This is a genomic window from Phycicoccus sp. CSK15P-2 (assembly GCF_016888005.1).
In the GTDB taxonomy this organism is placed as follows: domain Bacteria; phylum Actinomycetota; class Actinomycetes; order Actinomycetales; family Dermatophilaceae; genus Phycicoccus.
The window spans coordinates 214,986-237,247 of sequence record NZ_JAFDVE010000002.1 but is presented as its reverse complement, the minus strand read 5'-3'; the positions used below and the strand labels follow the sequence as shown (position 1 = coordinate 237,247).

Annotated in this window: 13 protein-coding genes; 8 read left to right on the top strand and 5 right to left on the bottom strand. The window is 69.6% G+C overall.

Features of this window, described 5'->3' with window-relative positions; translation table 11 throughout:
• Nucleotides 1-471 precede the first annotated feature (471 nt).
• Nucleotides 472-6,063, top strand: a complete 5,592-nt coding sequence (locus tag JQN72_RS01700) for a DUF4082 domain-containing protein (protein WP_204133416.1) — start codon at nt 472-474, stop codon at nt 6,061-6,063.
• Nucleotides 6,064-6,487: 424 nt separating this feature from the next.
• Complete coding sequence (locus tag JQN72_RS01695; RefSeq protein ID WP_204133415.1) at nt 6,488-8,173, top strand: IS1634 family transposase; 1,686 nt, start codon at nt 6,488-6,490, stop codon at nt 8,171-8,173.
• Nucleotides 8,174-8,446: 273 nt separating this feature from the next.
• Here the strand turns inward: JQN72_RS01695 and JQN72_RS18660 are convergent, their stop codons facing one another.
• Entirely contained in the window at nt 8,447-8,575 is a 129-nt protein-coding gene (locus tag JQN72_RS18660; protein WP_255541692.1) for a hypothetical protein, read from the bottom strand.
• A gap of 4 nt (nt 8,576-8,579) precedes the next feature.
• Here JQN72_RS18660 and JQN72_RS01690 point away from each other — a divergent pair, with 4 nt between their 5' ends.
• Both JQN72_RS01690 and JQN72_RS01685 read left to right on the top strand, forming a co-directional pair.
• On the top strand, nt 8,580-9,263 hold the full coding sequence (locus tag JQN72_RS01690) for a discoidin domain-containing protein (RefSeq protein ID WP_204133414.1): 684 nt from the start codon (nt 8,580-8,582) through the stop codon (nt 9,261-9,263).
• Nucleotides 9,264-9,361: 98 nt separating this feature from the next.
• Complete coding sequence (locus tag JQN72_RS01685; RefSeq protein WP_204133413.1) at nt 9,362-10,159, top strand: inositol monophosphatase; 798 nt, start codon at nt 9,362-9,364, stop codon at nt 10,157-10,159.
• Between the two features lie 3 nt (nt 10,160-10,162).
• Here the strand turns inward: JQN72_RS01685 and JQN72_RS01680 are convergent, their stop codons facing one another.
• Entirely contained in the window at nt 10,163-12,217 is a 2,055-nt protein-coding gene (locus JQN72_RS01680) for a hypothetical protein (protein ID WP_204133412.1), read from the bottom strand.
• A gap of 46 nt (nt 12,218-12,263) precedes the next feature.
• Between JQN72_RS01680 and JQN72_RS01675 the strand changes: the two genes are divergently transcribed.
• Nucleotides 12,264-12,965 (top strand): TIGR03089 family protein, encoded by a 702-nt coding sequence (locus JQN72_RS01675; RefSeq protein WP_307812360.1) that lies wholly within the window; start codon nt 12,264-12,266, stop codon nt 12,963-12,965.
• 26 nt (nt 12,966-12,991) lie between these two features.
• Here JQN72_RS01675 and JQN72_RS01670 read toward each other — a convergent pair whose 3' ends face one another.
• The 3 genes from JQN72_RS01670 to JQN72_RS01660 form a co-directional block, all read right to left on the bottom strand.
• The gene (locus JQN72_RS01670; RefSeq protein ID WP_204133410.1) at nt 12,992-14,929 is read right to left on the bottom strand and encodes a peptidoglycan-binding protein; all 1,938 of its coding nucleotides are present in this window, start codon (nt 14,927-14,929) and stop codon (nt 12,992-12,994) included.
• 198 nt (nt 14,930-15,127) lie between these two features.
• Complete coding sequence (locus tag JQN72_RS01665; RefSeq protein ID WP_204133409.1) at nt 15,128-17,326, bottom strand: cell wall-binding repeat-containing protein; 2,199 nt, start codon at nt 17,324-17,326, stop codon at nt 15,128-15,130.
• Nucleotides 17,323-19,572 carry a cell wall-binding repeat-containing protein gene (locus JQN72_RS01660; protein WP_204133408.1) on the bottom strand — a complete coding sequence of 750 codons (2,250 nt, stop codon included), beginning with the start codon at nt 19,570-19,572 and terminating at the stop codon, nt 17,323-17,325. Before JQN72_RS01660 ends, JQN72_RS01665 begins: the two co-directional genes overlap by 4 nt.
• A 322-nt stretch (nt 19,573-19,894) precedes the next feature.
• On the opposite strand from JQN72_RS01660, the gene JQN72_RS01655 reads away from it, so the two are divergent.
• From JQN72_RS01655 to JQN72_RS01645, 3 genes are read left to right on the top strand one after another with little or no spacing between them, the layout of a single operon-like run.
• Complete coding sequence (locus JQN72_RS01655) at nt 19,895-20,674, top strand: CoA transferase subunit A (protein WP_204133407.1); 780 nt, start codon at nt 19,895-19,897, stop codon at nt 20,672-20,674.
• Nucleotides 20,675-20,677: 3 nt separating this feature from the next.
• A complete protein-coding gene (locus tag JQN72_RS01650; RefSeq protein ID WP_204133406.1) occupies nt 20,678-21,331 on the top strand; it encodes a CoA transferase subunit B in 654 nt (217 codons plus the stop codon).
• A complete protein-coding gene (locus JQN72_RS01645; protein ID WP_255541691.1) occupies nt 21,328-22,260 on the top strand; it encodes a glycosyltransferase family 2 protein in 933 nt (310 codons plus the stop codon). The genes JQN72_RS01650 and JQN72_RS01645 overlap by 4 nt, the downstream gene beginning before the upstream one ends.
• The last annotated feature ends 2 nt before the right edge of the window (nt 22,261-22,262 follow it).

Genomic DNA, 22,262 nt, shown 5'->3' with positions numbered 1-22,262 from the left:
GACCTCGTCAAACGCGCCAGCTCCTCCCGGTCACCCTCACGCAACACCAACGCCGGAGCCGGACGATTCGCCATACCTCATCGTCCCAGCACACCAACCGTAAATCAACTAACTACACGCGACACTAGCGACAAGGGAAGGGGTGCATCGACGGCGGGGCAACTCCGGGCTCGACTTTACGGCACGCCCAAGTTCGGATACTTTCTCCCCGGCCATTGCCGGAGGGGTTGTGGCAAGAGGATATCGGGGAGATGTCTAGTCGTGTCGTTCCGCTGCTCGGTCGTCAGAGTCGTCGTCGCCGCCCTCACGGTTGTCGGTGGCGGTGTTGCCACCACCGTCGTCCAAGCGCCAGCGGCCCATGCGGAACCAGTCGTCGTGCCGTGTGAGCCCAACTCGTCACGACCGGACACAACCGCCAGGCCCTTCGCTTCTCCGCAAGGGTGGGAGTGCATCGCCAACTACGGGGCGCGCATGAACCGTGGTCGCCTCCAGCACCTCATTGACCCCACGCGGGCAGCGAACCCCGAGGAGATCTACGGGCTGTGGGAGGGGATAGCGGAGTATGTCGCGCAGGGACGGTTCATCGCGCGACAGACAGGCGGTTCGCTCTGGGCGGTCCCGCCCACGATGCAGTGGGAAACGTCGATGCCCGCCGATACCCGGCGTCTGGACGTCATGACCTACAACCCTGGTTCTTCCACCAGTGAAGTCAAAGTGGTCGAGCTGAAGAGCAGTTGGGTCGAAAGCGCCAGTGATGCTTGGGTTCAAGCAACCGACTACGCAGAAGCGATTGGGGAGAACAGCGACCATCCGGCGGACGTGTGGGACTTGACCGGGAAGTACACGGATTCGTTCTACCGCGGAAAGAGGTGTTCGGAAGGAGACCCCAACAAAGTCGACGGATGGCGCTACGAGGTGCACGCACCTATAGAAGGCGTCATCATGATCGACAGGACCGCCGTGCGCTGCCAAAAACGCCAGGTTTCCGAGGAGGAGATTGAGGCGCAAGAGAAGTGCGAAATGGCGATGGAACTCGCTGAAGATGGGCAGGACATCCCTGCCGGAAAGATGCCCAGCGGGTCCGACTGCAACGGCAACGGGGTTGCGGACTACGTGGACGTCTCGAAGTATGCTCACGATGGCGACGTCGAGCACAGGAAAGCGCCGACCACTAAGCCGCGCCAGACCTGGCACACCGACATCAAGGAGATAGTGACCCAGGAGTCGCTCCATTTGATAAGTCGACAGCTCATCAACCTCACGACGAAGTTGGGGACGCAGGCTGCGCAGAAGGTGCTGGACGTTACCGCTCGTGCGATGTTTAGCGCGTCGGCGAAGATCACCGAGGAAGCGCTCGTTCGTGAGTTGATGCGCGAGCTCGAAGGTGTTGTCATCGAGAGTTCTGTTCGCTCTTTGGTCGGCTCTGGCGCCTCCGCTGGTCTCCGACATGCAGCCATTGACGGAACAATTCGGATTGTCGAGCGCGGCGGGGAGAAGTTCATCCAGCGGGCGATCACCGAAGGCATGGCCAGAAAATTGGCGGGACTGCTGGAGAGGTACGCAATCCGCATCGGCCTGAGTACCACGGCGAACTTCATCCCTCTCCTGGGCCAGATCATCATGCTGGTGGTCGACGTCTACTTCACTGTCGAGCTGATTCTCGACATCGCCGATCTGCTTGGCTTCAACCTATTCGGGGATCCGCACTTGGTGACCATGGACCGCAGGTTCTATGACCTCCAAAGCGTCGGGGAATTCGTTCTGGCAAGAACAGCCGCCGGATCTGTGGTTCAAGGAAGGTTCGTTGCTGCGTCGTCTAACGTCTCGGTGATGGGGACGGCCGCGTTCGGCGCAGGTGAAGACCGCGTAGAGCTTGTCGGCTCGGCCGCCCTGCTGAATGGCGAACCTCTGTCGCTGGACGGTTTCATGGTCACGGACGGTGGGCTCGCCATCGCACACGTACGTGGCGTGTGGGCGATCAGTGGCCCGGATGGATTGACCATGACCGGTAGGAGCGCGGAAAATCTGCGTATCGTGGCTCCCGAAGGGGTCACCAGCGCGGGACTGCTCGGTGACAACGACGGGAATGCCGCGAACGATCTCGCCCTGCGCGATGGCACCGTCTTGAACGCGGCATCGGATCTCAGCGTGCTGCACGGGCGTTTTGCTGATGCCTGGCGTGTGGATGCCGAAGAGGCCCTCTTCACCTATGAGAACGGGGAGTCGACCGAGACCTTCACCGACCGGTCTTTCCCGGAGAACATCGTGACGCTTGGCGACTTCTCGCCTTCGCAGATCGATCTCGCGAACGCGTCCTGTCTCGATGCGGGGGTAGCGAGCGGCGCGCCGATGGAAGCGTGCGTGCTGGACACTCTCGTGACGAGCGACGCCTCTTTCGCGGCAGCCGCGGCGGCGACCCCGTCGGTCATCGATCCCGCGCAGGTTGGATTCAACGAGGACGGAGTGCTCGAGCAAAACTACGACGGGGCGGTTCCTGTGAGCCTTCAGTCGAAAACCACGGTGCAGCTCGATGACTCCTCACGCGGAGCCGGCCCGTTTTTCGACGATGCTCCCTACAAGTTCGGGGTGCTGTCCATCCCCCGCCACGACACGGCTCAGCTGGATGCACGGGTCGTCGTCCTCGGGTCCCCGTCCGCGGATCATGAGCTCGCCGTGAACGTTGACGGTGCGACAGGCGCGATGTTCTCCCTCAACGACAGTGGGGTCGTGCTGTCAGGTCCCCCTGGTACCGACATCTCCATCGACGGCGTCGGAGTCACACCCGCCGGTACCGCATACACGGCCTACTCCATCACCGTGCCGCTGCCCCACGTGGGCGATGCCCTCAAGGCGCAGTTCGGCACCCGGAATGTGCACGCCATCTCGGGATCGGGGCTTGCTGTCGACTCGCTGCGGGTCGCGCTCAACGCGCCGGATCCGGATGTTGCTGAGGGCCTGGCTCTGCCGTTCGTAGCCTCTCCCGACCTGGGCGAAGGACTCGGGACGATCGAGACACCGGGTGCCGCCGATGAGTACCAGTTCACCATCGATGCTGAGGCCGCGAACGCTCCGGTCCTGGTCGAGACAAGCGCCGCTCCTGCGGTTCGCGCGGAGCTCCTGAACGACGACACGGGGAAGGTGGTGGAGCCCACGGACCGCAACAACCATCTGCTGTACGAAGCGCTGTCCGCGGGCACCTACCGCCTGAGCGTCACCGGCAAGCAGGGTCCCGTTGACACTTACGAGTTGCCGGTCATGGCCGTCGAGCCTGAGGAGTTCGACCTGGAGATCGGTCAGAAGATCGAGCCAGGCAAGATCGGCGGGGTCGCGACACCAGGTGCCGGGTCGCAGGAGACCACCGCATCCAAGGACGTGTACTCCTTCACCGTCCCCGAGGGCGGCCGCACCGTGGTCTTCGACGGCGCTGGTGCAGTGCTGTGGGACACCGCCTCCCAGGTGGTCGATGAGTCCGGGAAGTCCTACGGCAACGTCTATGGCCATCACGAGTACCAGCTCCCCGCTGGGACCTACCAGCTGATCGTGGGCCGGGCCGGGACCACCGGCACCTACTCAGTCGACACGTTCGTCAAGCCTGCCGATGACGAGTTCGACCTGGAGATCGGTCAGAAGATCGAACCGGGCAAGATCGGCGGGGTCGCGACACCAGGTGCCGGGTCGCAGGAGACCACCGCGTCCAAGGACGTGTATTCGTTCATCGTGCCCGAGGGTGGTCGCACGGTGGTCTTCGACGGTGCTGGTGGAGTGCTGTGGGATACGGCCTCGACGGTGGTCGATGAGTCCGGGAAGTCCTACGGCAACGTCTATGGCCACAACGAGTACCAGCTCCCCGCTGGGACCTACCAGCTGGTCGTGGGCCGGGCCGGAATGACCGGCGACTACAGCATCGACACGTTCGTCAAGCCTGCTGATGACGAGTTCGATCTGGAGATCGGTCAGAAGATCGAGCCGGGCAAGATCGGCGGGGTCGCGGCACCCGGGGCCGGGTCGCAGGAGACCACCGCGTCCAAGGACGTGTATTCGTTCATCGTGCCCGAGGGTGGTCGCACGGTGGTCTTCGACGGTGCTGGTGGAGTGCTGTGGGACACCGCCTCCCAGGTGGTCGACGCTGCCGGGAAGTCCTACGGGTCGGTCTATGGCCACAACGAGTACGAGCTCCCTGCCGGTGAGTACCGGCTGGTCGTGGGCCGAGCCGGGATGACGGGGACCTACAGTGTCGAGACGCAGGCGAGGCCCCTCCCCGAGCACTTCGATCTGGAGATCGGTCAGAAGATCGAACCGGGCAAGATCGGCGGAGTGGCTGCTGAAGGTGCGGGAGTGCAGGAGACCACCGCGTCCAAGGATGTGTACTCGTTCACCGTGCCCGAGGGTGGTCGCACGGTGGTCTTCGACGGCGCTGGTGCAGTGCTGTGGAGCACGGCCTCGGCGGTGGTCGATGAGTCCGGGAAGTCCTACGGCAACGTCTATGGCCATCACGAGTACCAGCTCCCCGCTGGGACCTACCAGCTGATCGTGGGCCGGGCCGGGACCACCGGCACCTACTCAGTCGACACGTTCGTCAAGCCTGCCGATGACGAGTTCGACCTGGAGATCGGTCAGAAGATCGAACCGGGCAAGATCGGCGGGGTCGCGACACCAGGTGCCGGGTCGCAGGAGACCACCGCGTCCAAGGACGTGTATTCGTTCATCGTGCCCGAGGGTGGTCGCACGGTGGTCTTCGACGGTGCTGGTGGAGTGCTGTGGGATACGGCCTCGACGGTGGTCGATGAGTCCGGGAAGTCCTACGGCAACGTCTATGGCCATCACGAGTACCAGCTCCCCGCTGGGACCTACCAGCTGGTCGTGGGCCGGGCCGGAATGACCGGCGACTACAGCATCGACACGTTCGTCAAGCCGGCTGATGACGAGTTCGATCTGGAGATCGGTCAGAAGATCGAGCCGGGCAAGATCGGCGGGGAGACCGCCCCGGGTGCTGGCCGGTTGGAGACCACGGCATCCAAGGACGTGTACTCGTTCACGGTGCCCGAGGGTGGGCGCACGGTTGTCCTCGATGGGTGGGGCAACGCTCTGGGCGGGTCGAAGGTGGTCGATGCCTCGGGGAAGTCCTACGGCGAGGTGTACAGCAAGCGCGTGTACGAGCTGCCTGCTGGGGCTTACCGGATCGTGGTCGCCCGCGAGGGCTTCGTGGGTGACTACAGCATCGACACGTTCGTCAAGCCGGCTGATGACGAGTTCGATCTGGAGATCGGTCAGAAGATCGAGCCGGGCAAGATCGGCGGGGAGACCGCCCCGGGTGCCGGCCGGTTGGAGACCACGGCATCCAAGGACGTGTATTCGTTCACGGTGCCTGAGGGCGGCCGAACGGTTGTCCTCGATGGGTGGGGCAACGCTCTGGGCGGGTCGAAGGTGATCGATGCCTCCGGGAAGTCCTACGGCGAGGTGTACAGCAAGCGCGTGTACGAGCTGCCTGCTGGGGCCTACCGGATCGTGGTCGCCCGCGAGGGCTTCGTCGGTGACTACACCATCGACACCAGTGTCGAACCTGACCCCAACGCACCCGTCACCTGTCCGTGCGGTGTGTGGGACGCATCCACGCCGTCAACCGCACGTGAAGCGTCAGACTCCAATGCCGTGAATCTGGGAGTCCGGTTCGTGGCCGATGCCCCAGGCGTCGTCAGTGGCGTTCGGTTCTTCAAGCAGCCAGGCAATACGGGTGCCCACGTCGGCAGCCTGTGGACCGCCTCAGGGCAGCTGCTAGCTACTGGCGAGTTCACGGATGAGTCTGAAAGCGGTTGGCAGACTCTCCTTTTCGAGAGTCCGGTAACCATCTCAGCAGACACCACCTATGTGGCGTCGTACCACACGAACGTCGGCCACTACTCCTACACCCAGGGTGGAATGTCGGAAGCGCGTACCCGTGGGCCACTGACAGCCCTCGCGGGTGGAGGGGTGTACACCTATCAGGCCGGGAATGCGTTCCCCTCCAGCTCGTGGAGCTCATCTAACTACTGGGTCGACGTCGTGTTCGAACCCACCGCCGGGTAGCACTTCCTGGTGGGGAGGCAGTAGTCGCGCGACGAGGAGGCGAACGCGCGCGGCATCGCCTGTGGTCACCCGGAGCGCGTTGATGCCTGCACCGGTGGGGGTCGTGAAGTGCTGTCGCAGCAGTCTGTGGGTGTCGCGTGTCGTCGCACCGGCCGGCCAGGCGGTGGGGCCGTAGCCGGCTTGTCGGGCGGCCTCGGCGAGCCGCCAGATGTCGATGGCGTCACGTCGGGTCTTGCGGCCGGCGAAAGCGTGGGCCTTCAGGGCCAGCTGGGCCAGGACGTGCGGAAGGTTGACGGTGTATGTGAGTCCGGCCTGACTTGGCTCACGTGTTGCCGGCTGGGGAGTGCTCGGGTCTCTGACCTGGGGTGATGTGGCGTGGGGTGGTGTGGTTTCACGCACTAAGCGGGTGTCCTAGGGTCGCTGGGTGGCGTTCATTCGGCGGGTGAGGACGGCCTCGGGCGCGACGGCGGTCCAGGTCGCTGAGTACGGCGAGGGCCGGCAGCGGATCCTCGCGCATGTCGGGTCGGCGCACACCGAGGCCGAGTTGGGGGTGCTGCTGGAACGCGCCCGGGAGCTACTGGCCGATCCGGGGCAGGGGGTGCTGGAGCTGGGCGTGGGACCGTCCCCGGTGGTGACTGCTCTGGTGGCCACGGGCGAACCGTCGGGACTGCTGTCCGGTGGGGCGGTGTCGGCCTCGGCGGGCCGGGACGGGCCGGGTCGGGTGGTGGGCACGAGCTCGCGGGTGCTGTACGAGGCACTGGTCGGGGTGTACGACCGGCTCGGGTTCGAGGTGGCCCTGTCGGATGGGGTGTTCAAGGATCTGGTGATCGCGCGGGTGGTGGAGCCGACCTCGCTGCTGGACTGCGGCCGGGTCCTGGGTGAGCTGGGGGTGGCGCCGGCCAGCTACGCGACGATGAAACGGACCCTGACCCGGGCGCAGGAGCGCGGGTACCGGGAGAAGGTGGCGGCCGCCTGCTACGCCCACGCCTCCACCAGCGGGGATCTCTCGCTGGTGCTCTATGACGTGACGACGTTGTACTTCGAGGCCGAGCGTGAGGACGAGCTGCGCAAGGTCGGCTACTCCAAAGAACGGCGGGTCGACCCGCAGGTCGTGGTCGGGCTGCTGGTGGACCGTCGCGGGTTTCCGCTCGAGGTCGGCTGTTTCGAGGGAAACAAGGCGGAGACGACCACCTTGTTACCGATCATCCGCTCCTTCCAGGAGCGGCACGCGCTGGAGTCGATGGCGGTGGTCGCCGACGCCGGCATGCTCTCCGCCACGAACTTGAAGGAGCTCGACGCGGCCGGCGTCCGCTTCATCGTCGGCTCCCGCGCGGCCAAAGCCCCAGGCGACCTGGCGTCGTACTTCCGCTGGCACGGGGACGCCTTCACCGACGGACAAGTCATCGACACGATCACCCCGAGGGTGGCGACCCGGGCCGCGGCGGCGGTCAACGACGTCCGCCAGCGTGCCGAACCGGTGTGGGACCCCAGCGAGCATCCCGGCTCGTGGCGGGCAGTGTGGGCCTACAGCGCGAAGCGCGCCGCGCGGGACGCCAAGACCCTCACGTTGCAGGAGCACCGCGCCCAAGCGGTCATCGCCGGGGAGAAGGCCACCCGCACGCCGCGGTTCGTCAAGACCACTGGTGGCGCGCTCACCCTCGACACCGCCTCGCTGACCAGGGCCCGCTGCCTGGTCGGGCTGAAGGGGTACGTGACCAACATCCCCGCCACGCTCATGCCCGCCGACGAGGTCATCGGGTCGTATCACGACCTGTGGCGGGTCGAGCAGTCCTTCCGGATGTCCAAGACCGACCTACGCGCCCGGCCCATGTTCCACCCGCCCCCAAGCACTCCGTGCAGGGGGTACCCCCTCCGCGAGGCGATCGAGGCGCACCTGACCATCGTCGTCACCGCCCTCGCGGTGGCCCGTGAAGCCCAGGCCCGCACCGGGCTGGCGATCCGCAACCTGGTCCGCCAGCTCCGACCCCTGCGCTCAGCCACCATCGCGATCAACGGCGCCCAGCAGACCTTCCCACCCGCGATCCCCGACCAGCAGCAAGCCCACCTCGACGCCCTGAGCCAGAACGGAACTCACGCACTAACCGAATGAGCCAAGTCAGGAGGCAAGATCGGCGGGGTCGCGACACCAGGTGCCGGGTCGCAGGAGACCACCGCATCCAAGGACGTGTACTCCTTCACCGTCCCCGAGGGCGGCCGCACCGTGGTCTTCGACGGCGCTGGTGCAGTGCTGTGGGACACCGCCTCCCAGGTGGTCGATGAGTCCGGGAAGTCCTACGGCAACGTCTATGGCCATCACGAGTACCAGCTCCCCGCTGGGACCTACCAGCTGATCGTGGGCCGGGCCGGGACCACCGGCACCTACTCAGTCGACACGTTCGTCAAGCCTGCCGATGACGAGTTCGACCTGGAGATCGGTCAGAAGATCGAGCCAGGCAAGATCGGCGGGGTCGCGACACCAGGTGCCGGGAAGCCTGGAGACCACCGCATCCAAGGACGTGTACTCCTTCACCGTCCCCGAGGGCGGCCGCACAGTCGTGTTCGACGGGTCCGGCCACGCCGTCGATGGAACGTTCTCCAAGGTGCTGGACGCCTCAGGAACCAGCCTAGGGACGGTAGGTGGCCACCAGGTCAAGGAGCTACCGGCAGGTGAGTACCAGCTCGTGGTGGAACGGCCCGGGTACGTAGGCACCTACACGGTGAACGTGGATGCTCTCCCGGACACCAGCGGCCTGGACAACGTGGCTCGCGGCAAGACTGCCACCTCCTCGTCCACCGCCGCCGGCGGAGTTCCGGGGAGGGCGGTAGATGGCGTCACCGATGGCAACTGGGGTGTCGGGTCGGTGATTCACACCAACTACGAGGAGCACGCCTGGTGGCAGGTGGACCTCGGTGACGTCGCCGATATCGAGTCCGTGCATCTCTGGAACCGAACTGACTGCTGCTCGGACCGCACCACCGACTTCTGGTTGTTCGTGTCAGAAGAGCCCTTCGATACAGCACTTTCGCCTGGCGAGCAGGCTACGCAGCCTGGGGTGTGGTCGAGTCACCAGTCCGGTCAGATGGGTGCACCGACAGTCATCGACGTTCCAACATCCGGTCGCTACGTGATGGTGCAGCTGGCCGGGGCCAACTATCTTCACTTCGCCGAGGCGGAGGTGTTCACTACCGCAGCGTCCTGACCCGTGGCAGTCAAGAGCCTTCCGGTCCCAACTCTGCGCCTGCCGAAGAGAAGTCTCCCGTTTTGGTGCTCGCGCACCGATGTGGAACTGTTGACGCCATGCCCGGCCTCTCGACCGACGCCGTCCGCGACCTCCTCCAGGAGGTCGCTGCCGAGGTCATCACCCCCCGGTTCCGCTCGCTCGGCGAGGGCGAGGTGATGGAGAAGAACCCCGGCGACCTCGTGACCGTCGCCGACCGCGAGGCCGAGGTCCTCCTGTCCGCCGCCCTGCGCGACGCCTACCCCGACGCCGCCGTGCTCGGCGAGGAGGCCTTCGCGCTGGACCACACGCTCCTGGACCGCTACCTCGCGGCCGAGCACGCCTTCACCGTCGACCCCGTCGACGGCACGAAGAACTTCGTGAACGGCTCGCCCGACCACGCCGTCATGGTCGCCGAGGTCGTCGGCGGCGAAACCGTCCGGGCCTGGATCCACCAACCCGAGCACGGCGTCACCTGGACCGCCGAGCGGGGCGCCGGGACCTTCCGCGACGACGAGCGGATGACGTGCACGCCGGTCGCCGAGGACGCCGAGCCACGGGGGGCGACCTCGATGTGGTCGCTGCGCGGGCACGCCCTGGACGGTCTCCCCCCGATGCGGCTGTCCTGGGTGTGCTGCGGCGTCGACTACCCCAAGCTCATGGAGGGCGAGACCGACTACATCGTCTACTCCCGCTCCAACCCTTGGGACCATGCGCCTGGGACGCTCATGGTCACCGAGGCCGGCGGCGCCGTCGGGCATCCGGACGGCACGCCGTACTCTCCGCGCTCCACCCGCCCCGGGCTCGTCGTCGCCGTCGACGCCCACACCTGCAACGCCGTACAACGCCGGGTCGCGGAGGCCTTCACCCGGGCCTGACGCTCACGGGGCCGGCACGTCCGCGACGGACACCCGGATGCCGCCGAGGTCGGTCCGCCGGGGCGGGCGGTCGAGCGCGTGCTCCTCCTCCGGGAAGCGGATATCGACGACCGGCCGTGGCGTGAGCCCGAGCTCCTCGATGGCCTCCGGGCCGTCCGCCGCGAGCAGCACGAGCCGGCCTCCTCCGGCCGCGGCCCCGCTGGCCAGCTCGTCGACGACCGCCGCGAGCCGCTCCGGGTCCTCGCGCACGGATGTGGTCGCGACGAACGAGGGACTCCCGCACATCCCGCGCACGACCTGCGGCCACTCGGTCGACGCCCGGCTGTCGATCCCGAGCACGACGACGTCCCGGTCCAGCACCGCGCAGACGTCGGCGGCGGCCGCCAGCGACCCCCGCTCGACCCCGACCCCGCGGAAGGGCCAGGTGGCCAGGCCCGCCGGCACGCCGACCCCGGCGACGAGCACCGCGGCGACGGCCGGTACCCCCCACCGCCCCCCTGCCGCCTCGAGCCGGCGGGCGCCCCATGCGGCCGCGACACAGACGAGGACGACGACGAACGGCAGGGCGACCAGCAGGCGCCGGTCGGCCCAGGGGTGGTCCGGGGTGATGCCCGGCCGGAGCAGGGTGAGGACGGTGGACCCGGCGGCGACGACGAGCGCCGGGGCCCACGGCTCCAGCCGCCCAACGGCGAGCGAGCGCAGGGCCGTCCGCAGGGCCAGAGCCAGGGTGACGAGGGCGACGACGAGCGCGGCCCATCCGACGTACCAGGAGAGCCAGTCGACGGTGTGCTCGGCGTAGGTGCGGCCGCCGTCGACGGGCAGCCCCTGGCGGCGCTGCATCCCGGCGACGTACCGCGCGCCGGGGTCGTCCGGGTCCTGCCGGACGGTCATCCACCACGGCCGGGACCACAGGACGAGGCCGACGAGGACGACCAGGCCCGCAGCGACGTCCGGCGCCCGCCGCACCACGGCCCCGGGCAGGCGTCGCCCGGACCGCCAGAGCCTCAGGCCGGCCCACGACCCCGCGCCGACGACCGCGAAGATGACGAGCAGCGGCACGAGGCTGGCGTGGATGTCGCCGAGGTACCGGTACGACAGGCCCCACGCGAGCGCCATGGAGACGAGGGTCGCGAGGCCGAGGCCGAGCAGCGCGGGCCGTACCCACCGCCGCCCCAGCGCCGCCGCGACCGCGAGGAGGGGCAGGAGGAGCATCGCCTCGCGGAGGAAGTCGATCCGGGACAGGCCGGTGCCGCCGACCAGTACCCCACCGACCAGCGCGAGCCGGCGGGCTCGGCCGTCGTCGTCCTCGGCGGCCACGAGGGTCACGGCGAGCAGCCCGCCGAGCAGCGTCACGAGCGCCAGCGGCTCGGAGTACGTGCCGCGGGCGACGTTGAGGACCGGGAAGAGCAGGCCGGTGAGACCGGCGGCGGCCACCCCCCACCAGGGCCGCGTCAGCCGGGCGGTCACGAGACCGACGAGCAGCAGCGCGAGCGCCATGACCACCGCCGGCAGCAGCTGGGCGAACCCGGGCCCGCCCAGCCAGACCCCGTAGCCGTAGACCACCGCCGGGGCGAGGAGGAACTGTGGCTGGACCGCCGGGTCGGACGCGCTGCCGACCTCGTAGAACGCGGCGCTGGCGACGGTGACGTCGCCGCGCTCGAGCGGCCCGGCTCCGCCGATGACCGAGACGTCGACGGGGACGACCCGCTCGTGGGTGCCGGCCAGGGAGATGGCCGCCTGGAGGTTGCTCGCGGCATCGCGGCGGGGCAGGACGTGCTCGGAGTGCGTCGCCGCCGCGTAGCCGGCGAACCCGAGGCAGAGCGCGACCATGGCAGTGGCCGCGGCGGAGCCCATCGGGACGCCCGGCACCCGGCGCAGCGTCCAGAGCGCCAGGGGGACTCCGGCGAGCGCCACCGGCCAGCCGAGCACCGGGGTCCACCAGCCGAGCGCGCCGAGGACGCCACCGGACGCCGTCACGACGACGACCCACACCCCCGCCCCGAGGCCCACGGCCGTGAGGAACGAGCCCACGTCACGGCGGCGCGGGGCATCGGTCATGGCACGCGAGCCTAGCCGCGGCGGGCGCGTTGCTAGCGTGCGGGCGGTGACCATCGAGACTGTGCCCGCCCTGCTCGCCCGGCTCCTCGCGTCCGACCCCGGCCGCCCCCGGGTCACCGCGTACGACGACACCGACGGCCCGACCCGTGGTGAACGCATCGAGCTGTCCGCTCGGGTGCTCGGCAACTGGGTCGCCAAGGCCGGCAACCTGCTCCAGGACGAGCTCGACGCCGGCCCCGGGACACGGGTCCTCCTCGCCCTGCCCCCGCACTGGCGCACGCTCTACTGGGCCTTGGCGGCCTGGTCGGTCGGCGCGTGCGTCGTGCTCCCGGATGCCGACGCCGACGTCGTCGTCACCGACGACCCGGTGCGCGCCACCGGGCGCGGGACGGTCCTGGTCACCCTGGCCGCACTCTCGAGGTCGGCGTCGGGACCGGTCCCTCCGGGAGCCCTCGACGAGGCTCGCGACCTCTCGGCGCACGGCGACGTCCTCGTGCCGTGGGACGTACCAGGCCCCACGCACGACGCCCTGGTCGACCCCGACGGGACCACGACGTTCGGCGACCTCGTCCCGGCTGCCGGCCCCACCGAGCGGGTCCACACGGCGACGTCCGACACCGAGACGCTGCTGCGGCTGGCCCTGGGCGCCTGGGCCGGGGACGGGTCACTGGTGCTCACCCGGGGCACACCGGACAGACGGGCCCTGGCGGCCCGTCTGCGCGCCGAGGGTGTCACGCGCGACGCGTGACACCCTCGGCGCCGTGGAGTGGTCGGTCAGCGCATCTGCGCCTCGACGGCCTTCCACGTGACGGTGCCGACGACGCCGGTCCGGGCGATCTTCGCCGCCTTCTGCACTTCCTTCACCCGGCGCTCGGTGGCCGTCCCGAAGGTCCCGTCGACGTTGACGTCACCGCCCATCGCCTGCTGCAGGGCCGTGACGGCCTTGCCCGCCGAACCGCGCTTGAGGACCGTGCCCCAGTAGGGCAGGAGCGGGTGGGCCATGCGCTCCACGGCGTCCCACGTCTTGCGGTCGACGACCCCGGTCACCGGGAGGCCGGCCGCCTTCTGCACAGCCTTGACCCGGCGTTCCGTCGCCGTCCCGTACGTGCTGTCGACGTTCACCCCGCCGCGGATCGTGGCCTGGAGGGTCCGCACCGCCGACCCCTTTGAGCCCTTCCTCAGGGTCGTCGACTTCAGCGCGGTGAACCGGGTGGTCATGGCCGATGACGTCGTGGATGACGAGGATGAGGAGCCTCCCTTCGACGACGACGACGACGCGCCGTCGGAGGTGGACCGCGCGATGAGGACCTTCCAGTCCTTGGCGTCGATCACACCGTCGACCGCGAGGCCGCGGGACTTCTGCCACGCCTTCACCCGCGCGAGCGTCTTCGGCCCGAAGCTGCCGTCGACGACCAGCCCGCCGATGCTCCGCTGTACCGCCTTGACCGCCTCACCGCGGCTCCACAGGCGAAGGGTGATCTTCGCGTACTGCGCGAGTGGGCTCGTCGCGGTCGAGGATGACGAGGAGGAAGAGGAACCGGACCCCGAGGAGCCCGGCTTCTGGCCGGCGAGGGCACGCCACACCGTCCGGCCGACCCGACCGCTCTGCGAGATGCCGTGCTTCTTCTGGAAGAGCTTCACGGCACGCTCGGTGATGGGGCCGAAGTCCCCGTCCACGGTGATCCCACCGAGAGCCCGTTGGAGCACTCGGACGGCCTCACCCCGCGAGCCCCGGCTCAGCGGCACTCCGACATACCTCGCGAGCTGCGCCGAGGTGAGGGTGGCCGGCGGGGTCGAGACCGAGCCGGAGGAGCCTGCCCGCTCCTCGGCCTCCGTGACGAGCTGTCTCCACACGGTCCGCCCGACCCGGCCGTTCTGCCACATGCCGTGGTTCTTCTGGTAGATCTTGACCGCGTGCTCGGTGATAGGGCCGAAGTCCCCGTCCACGGCGATCCCACCGAGAGCCCGTTGGAGCATCGCGACGGCAGCCCCGCGCGACCCTCGCTGGAGCCCGACGCTCACGAACGGCCGCAGCTCGGCCGCGGTGGGCTTCGGGCTCGACGAGGTCGAGCCACCGGCGCTCCCGCCACTCTTCGGACCGGTCAGGTAGTCGACCACGGCCGTGCCGGTCCACCACGACGTCCGCTGGTAGGCACCGTCCCAGGTGAAGGACAGGTGGATGTGGTCGGTGTGGGGAGAGGACCCGGTGTAAGCCTGCCAACCGCGCTCCGGGGCCCAGGCCTTCCAGATCTGACGGTTCCAGACGATGTAGTTGATGCCGAACCGGCGCGCCATGGCCCCCTGGCGCCCTTGGGAGTCGGGCGCCGCGAGCCACCGCGTCACCGTGTTGCCGATCGCGAGGTCGCCGGAGCGGCGCGCGTCGAGCATCCAGTCCAGGGCTCGGCCCTCTCCGTGCTCCTGGTCGCACTTGCGCAGGACACCGTAGGTGTGCGAGCCGTAGGTGGCGTTGAGGAGCTTGGCGAACGCGACGGGACCCGGCTGGCTCTCGTTGAGGCAGCGCGTGCCCTTCTGGTACGGGGGTGCGACGTCGAGGGCGCTCGGCAGCGACCGGCTCGGTTTCGGCAGCGGCACGCTCGCGGCCTGCGCGCTCCCGCCCGCCAGCGGGAGGGCGACGACGGTGGCCGACAGTGCACCGAGGACACGGACCGGACCGCGCCAGGACGGCAGTGACTCGGGTTTGGGCAGGGACACGCGAGAGCTCCATCCGAACGTGAGGGGCGCCGGAGGCAGGGATTCCAGCGCCGCCAGGCCAGCATCACATCCGCATCACACGTCACATCTGCTCACCAGGCATCACAGTTTTCTCACCCGTTACGGGCGCGTCGCAACCCATTCGGCCGAATTACAGCGGTGTACTTCTCCGCCACCACTGCGGAGCACGGCGTGACGTCAGGACCGGGCAGCTGCCGTCGCCACCCACGAGGGCACGGATGTCGTGCCCCCGAGGACATCGAGACCCGCGAGGTCCCCGGACCGCTGGAGCACCTCGGCGGAGGAGCCGGGAAAGCCGTTCGGCCTGGTCAGCAAGGCGATCTGCGGCAGGCTTCCGGCCGTGAGGGCATCGGTGAGCGCGGCGTCGGTACCACTCGTCACGGACGCCCGCGTCACTGCGGCCAGCCGGGGCCGGTAGAACCCCGCGACCTCGGCCGCGACGTCGTATCGGTCCCTCCCGGACAGGCGGAGGACGGACGTGCCCGGCCGGTCGTCGAGCGCGCCGACCACGGCGTCCCCGACCGAGGCCGTGCCCCCGAGCACCCGCACCGCGTTCACCTCCAGCTCGTCGAGCGCATCGAGGAGCGGACCGGGCACGCTGTCCTGGCGGGTGAGCAGGATCGGCTCCCGCTCTGCGCCCGCCGGGCCGCCGGCACCGAGCGCGTCGGCCAGGGCGGAGCCCGAGGCGACCACGACCGCGCCGACCGAGGCGCTGCGGCCGACACGACTCGCGACCCTGGCGGAGACCTCGTAACGGTCCGCTCCGCCGATCCGGGTCACGGTGAGCCCGAGCGCCTGCAGCTGACGGACGACGTCCGCACTCACCGTGGTCTCACCACCGACGACCACGGCCTGCCTCAAGGCGGTACGACGCGTCAGCTCACGGCGGGTCTCCGACGGCAGGCCCGCGGACCGGGTGAGGAGCAGGGGCGCGGCCAACGCCTGGGCGAGCGGTCCGCTCACCGCAGCGTCGGCGCGGCCTCCATCCTCTCCACTCGCGATGACGACCGTGGTGGCCGACGGCAGGTGCGAGGCCGAGACGGCTGCGGCGACCGAGTACCTCGTCGCGCCCCCGTAGCGGGTCACCGGCCGCTGGACGTAGGTCGAGGACAGACCGAGCCGGGACTGCAGCGTCGCTCCCGAGACCGCGGCGGTCGCCCCTGACGCCGAGGTCGCGCGTGCGGACCGTACCGCCCCCGAGACGTATCTCGAGGACAGGTCCAGCCGGGCGACGTCGGAGAGGCCGAATACCCCGGCCAGCGTGCTGCGAGCGGGCGCCGAGGACCAGGACCGACGTGGGTTGCTGGAGCGGAGCGACCAGTGGTCGTCGACACTACGCAGGTACGGCAGCGCGGCACTGAAACCGTCCTCGCTGTTCTGGGTCCGTCCACCGGTCGAGGAGGAGTAGAAGGCCTGGACGACCTCACCCCCGTAGGTCACCACATAGCCCCGGCCGGCCGAGCCGGCGGCACGCACCGCGTCAGTCCATCTGGACCAGTAGTTGAGGTCGCTCCCGGACGGGTAGCCGCCGAAGACCTGGCTCTCGGTGGTGTCGTAGACATGACAACTGCACGACGGGCGGATGCCCGACCGTACCGCGGCGTACGCGTAGCCCCGCGCGGCCGCGGCCTGGGCCTGGAGCGCAGCCGACGGCCAGGACCACGGCACCTCGCGGATGTAGTCGAGGTACTCGTCGTGCAGCCGGACCCGGGCGACCACCTCGAGCGTCGAGGCGGACGGCGTGCGGGACACCGTCACGGAGCCGTCACGGTAGCGGGTGCCGTCGTTCGTCAGCAGGGTCCTCCCGTCGTCCCAGTAGACCGACGCCGAGCCACCGGTCAGCGAGGTGGGGGTGCAGCGCGAGCACGAGACCACCACACCGCTGCCGGAGGGCCTGACCGTCGCCGACGCACCGGAGGGTCCGACCATCGACGTGCCGCCGGCGACGACCCGCAGCGTCCCTCCCCCGGCGGAGAGCGAGGAGGTCGAGACGGTGGTCGAGGAGACGCCGTGCCGGAGGTTGACGTGCACGGGGGCGGTGTCGTCGACGGTCGTGTAGCCGGTGTCCGTGTAGTAGTGCCCGAGGATCTGGGCGGCGGAGTACCCGTCCTTGGCCATCTCCATGGCGCCGTACTGGCTCATGCCGACCCCGTGGCCCCAGCCTGCGCCGGACAGGCGCCACGTCGAGGAGTCCGCGGCGGCGACGCCGGCGCCCTCGGCCGCCGCCACCGCCGGCCCGTCCTCGGGCGACGGCGCGCCCGGGTTCGGCCTGGCCTGGTCGGCACCCCACGGGGTGTCCGCAGCGGCCGGGACCGTGCTCGCCGCGCTCACCAGCGCGAGCACCGCCAGAGCCTTGCGCAGCCGGTCGTGCGTCATCCGGTCAGCGCTCGTTGCACGGTACCCCCGACGAGGAGGGAGACGCTGTCGGGCCCGCCGAGGACGGTGATCGAGTCCAGACCATCGGCGTCCGCCAGCCACTGTCTCGTCACGGACGGGGCCGAGGTGCTCCGCACGTAGAGGATCACCCGGCGGAGCTGTCCACCGGACAGCGTGTCGGCGAGGGACTCGGTCTGGCCGGACGACACCAGGACCCGGTTCTCCGCGACACCGTTCTTCCTCGCCCAGGTGGCCACCGCGCCGGACACCGCGTACCGGTCCTCGCCGCCGAGCCTGGTCGCGCGTGGCAGCGCGGAGAGCGTCGCGGCCGAGACGGTCCGCGGGCCTCCCGCCACCACGGTGCGCGTGGTGCCTAGCTCGCTCAGAGCCTTCCGAGTGGGCTCGGGAACACCGGATCCCACGAGGAGGATCGGCCGGGTCAGTGCGGTCGCAGGCCCGGACAGGACGAGGCCGTCCGCGGCCGCGGCCCGCGAACCGCTGGCGACGAAGACGTCGGGAGCCGCGCCACCCTGCGTCACACGCGACGCGACCCTCGCGGCGACCTCGTAGCGGTCCTCGCCGCTCACGCGGTCGATCGTCCGCACGCCGAGGTACCTCAGCTGGCTCACGACCGCCGCGGACACCGTGGCCGGGCCACCGACGATGGTGACCTCGGTGGCCTTCCGCCGCGAGATCTCCCCGGCGGTGACGTCCGGCAAGGCGTTCGCCGCGGTGAGGAGCAGCGCCGCGGAGCGCCGTTGGGCGAGCGGGGCGGCGACGAGGGCGTCGGTCATCCCCTTCTCCTCACCGCTGACCAGCACCACTCGCGGGCTGTTCGGGGTCTTCTCGAACGCCGTGGCCACCGCGACGTCGTACCGGCTGGGGCCGGACAGCCGGGGTGGACAGTAGCCGGGCGGTGCTGCGGTGGTCCCGGTGACCCGTACCGTCCAGGTCTTCGAGACGGCGGTGTTCACCGTTCCGCTCCCGGAGCTCGCGCCCAGCGCCAAGCGGTACTCACCGGGCGGCGCCTGGCGGCCGTCGGTCATCCGGCCGTTCCACGACGCGGTGAAGGACCCCGCACCGGAGACCGTGCCCGTAACCCGCCGCACCATCTCACTGCGGCAGGGGCTGGTGATGGTCAGCCTCCAGGTCAGTCCACGGCTCGCGACGCTCTTGGCACGAATGCCCGAGCCCCCGTAGGAGAAAGAGGAGCGGTCGATGCTCGAGCCGTAGAGCATCACACCCTGGTAGCTCTTGGCCCTGGTGCGGATCGCACCGAGCTTGGCGTACAGGCGAGCGCCCGGGCAGGACGTCTGATTGACGTCGCGATGCCCGATGACGGTGGGCGAGGTCCCCATGCCCTCGAGCGACGTGCTACCGGCCGGGTTGACACGCTTGAGACCGAGCCGCCAGGCGATGACCTTCGACAGGGCCGTGGGGACGGCCGACGGCGGCTCGACGGAGCTGAAGTCTCCGATGACGCTGATGCCGAACGTGGAGCTGTTGTACGGAGCGGCGTGCGCACCGATGATGTCCTTCGTTGTCCCGCCGTAGCGGCCCTCCCAGGTCCGGCCGAAGCGGTCGACGAGGAAGTTGTACCCGATGTCGTTCCAACCGTTGCCGTTGACGTGGTACGAGTAGATCCCCCGGATGATGCCGGGGACCTGCGAGGACGAGTACCCGTTGGCCCCGGCCGTGTGGTGGACGATGGCGGCCTTGACCGTGCCGGTCGACGGAGAGCCCTTGCGGATCCTCTCGTCCGCGCCCCACGAGGCCCGTGAGTAGATCGTCGGCCGAGTGGCAGCCGCAGAGGCCCCTCCGCGGACATCTGAGGTGACGCTCCGGTCCCCGTCGGTGACCGTCGTGTCGACGACATCCAGCCGGGCGCCCTCCCCCGCTCCCTCGACGCCGACGATCCGCACCTGGACCGACTCGGCCATCGAGACCCACGGCGCGGTGCCGGCCCGTGCGCCCTCCTCCTCGGCCGTACCGGGGTCGGGGCCCTCGTCGAGGTCGGCCTCGAGGTCTTGCCAGTCCCCCCACCGGCCGTCCACCTGCTCACGCAGCTCGACCTCGGCGCCCTCGTCCACAGCACCGGCCGGCCAGGTGACGCCGACGACGTGCGGACGGCCACCCAGCTCGACCTCGGTGGAACGGGACTCGTCCTCCTGGGCCGGGGCCGCGGGGGGCCTGGACTCCCGGAGCGCGGAGACCTCGGGGAGCGGGGATAGCGGGTAGGACGTCATTCCCGCCCTCACCGGGCGCGGCTCCGCCGAGGCGTGGTCGGGTCCGGTCAGTGCGACAGGCACCGCAACCGCCAGGGAGAGGGAGAGGGCAGCGGCAGGAGCGCGCCGCAGAACAGACGAGATCATGGGGAATGTCCAAGCAAGCAGGGGTACACGGACGCCAACAGAATGACACACAAGCACCGTGAGGACACTGGAGTCACACGAGAAGCCACTTAATCTGAGCCCTTCTCAGCGGCCGGTCGACCCACGGAGCCCTACCGTTCCACGAGAACGTGCGGAGCGACCCTCGACTTGCGACAACCGCACTAGAGTTCGCGCCATGGACAAGGTCGTCGCCACCGCAACCGAGGCCGTGGCCGGCATACCCGACGGCTCCACCCTTGCCGTGGGCGGCTTCGGGCTCTGCGGCATCCCCTCGGTCCTCATCGACGAGATCCACCGGGCCGGTACGACGGATCTCGAGGTCGTCTCCAACAACTGCGGGGTCGACGACTGGGGGCTCGGCATCCTGCTGCGCGCGCACCGCATCCGCAGGATCATCGCCTCGTACGTCGGGGAGAACACGGAGTTCGCCCGGCAGTACCTCGAGGGTGAGCTCGAGGTCGAGCTCACCCCCCAAGGCACGCTCGCGGAGCGCCTCAGGGCAGGTGGCGCCGGCATCCCTGCGTTCTTCACCCCCACCGGTGTCGGCTCCCAGGTCGCCGACGGTGGGCTGCCGTGGCGCTATGACGGCGCCGGCGGAGTGGCCGTCGCTTCCCCCGCCAAGGAGCTGCGGGTCTTCGTCACGGACGGACAAGAAAGAGAGTGCGTCCTCGAGCACGCGATCGCCGCCGACTTCGGCCTCGTGCGAGCATGGAAAGGGGACCGGCACGGCAACCTCGTCTTCCGTAAGTCCAGCCGCAACTTCAACCCGCTCTGCGCGATGTCCGGCCGGACCACCCTGGCGGAGGTCGAAGAGCTGGTGGAGCCGGGCGAGATCGACCCGGACGATGTCCACCTGCCGGGTGTCTACGTCCACCGGGTACTGGCACTGACTCCCGAGCAGGCGGCCGACAAGCGCATCGAGAAGCGCACCGTGCGACACGTCGAGGAGTCCTGACACATGCCCCTGACCCGCGAGCAGATGGCCGCACGCGCCGCCGCCGAACTCGAGGACGGCGCCTACGTCAACCTCGGCATCGGCCTGCCGACCCTCGTGCCCGGCCACATCCCCGACGACGTCGAGATCGTCCTGCAGTCCGAGAACGGCATCCTCGGCGTCGGGCCTTACCCCACCGAGGACGCCGTCGACCCCGACCTCGTCAACGCGGGCAAGGAGACCGTCACCGTCCGCCGAGGTGCCTCGTACTTCGACTCCGCGACGTCCTTCGGGATGATCCGGGGCGGCAAGGTGGACGCCGCCGTCCTCGGCGCGATGCAGGTGTCCTCCACCGGGGACATCGCCAACTGGATGATCCCCGGCAAGATGGTCAAGGGCATGGGAGGCGCGATGGACCTCGTGCACGGCGCGAGGCGGGTGATCGTTCTCATGGAGCACGTCGCCAGAGACGGCTCGCCCAAGCTCGTCGAGGAGTGCTCCCTGCCGCTGACCGGCCGGGCCGTCGTCCACAGGGTCATCACCGATCTCGCCGTCATCGACGTCACCCCGGACGGCTTCGTGCTGCGCGAGCTGGCACCGGGTGTCACCGAGGAGCGTGTCCGCGAGGCCACCGGCGCCGCGCTGACCGTAGGAACCGCCCGGGAGGTGGACCACTGAGCACCGATGCCTTCGTCGTTGTCGGTGTCGCCACGTGCCGTCGACCGGACGGCCTGCGCCGGCTCGCCGATAGTCTGGCCTCCCTCGACCCGGTCCCTGGCGCCCGCCTCGGGCTCGTCGTCGTCGACAACGACGCCGATGGCTCGGGCGGGGCGGCCGCCACCGATGCCGCGGCGGTCACCGGGTGGCCCACCACCTACGTGGTCGAGGATGACCCCGGCATCCCCGCGGCGCGTCGACGAGTGGTCAGGGAGGCCCTCGGCATCGGCGCCGACGCCGTCGTGTTCATCGACGACGACGAGATCGCCCGCCCCGACTGGCTCCACCGGCTCGTCGAGCACTGGCGGGCGTCGGGTGCCGACCTCGTCACCGGCCCGTCGCACCGGCTGCTGCCCGACGACGCCCCGGCATGGGCACGGCACAGCGACCTCTTCGACCCCACGGGCCGAAGGCCAACCGGCGAACGGATGAGCAAGGCGTACACCAACAACCTGCTCGTCTCGCGGCAGGCTCTGCAGGCCCTGCCGGAGCCGTTCGACGACGCCTTCCGGTACACCGGCTCCAGCGACCTGCACTTCTCGATCAGAGCGCGACGTGCGGGCCACACGATCGAGTGGTGCGAGGAGGCCGTCGTCGACGAGCATGTGGACGCCTCTCGGCTCACCTGGCACTGGTACGTGCGCCGGGCGTACCGGTCCGGTGCCGGTGACGCCGTGGCCCGGCGGATGATCGGCGGGTGGTCGGCCGTCCCGGGAGTGGTCGCCAGAGCAGTGTTGCGAGCTGGGCACGGTGCGGTCCTGGCCCCGCTGGCCCTCTTGCGCCCCGACCTGCGGCCACTCGCGGTCCGGCGGCTGGCCTCGGGTGTCGGGACCATCGCCGGCCTGTCCGGTCACCGATACGAGGAGTACCGCAGGCCGGCCGGGAGGTGAAC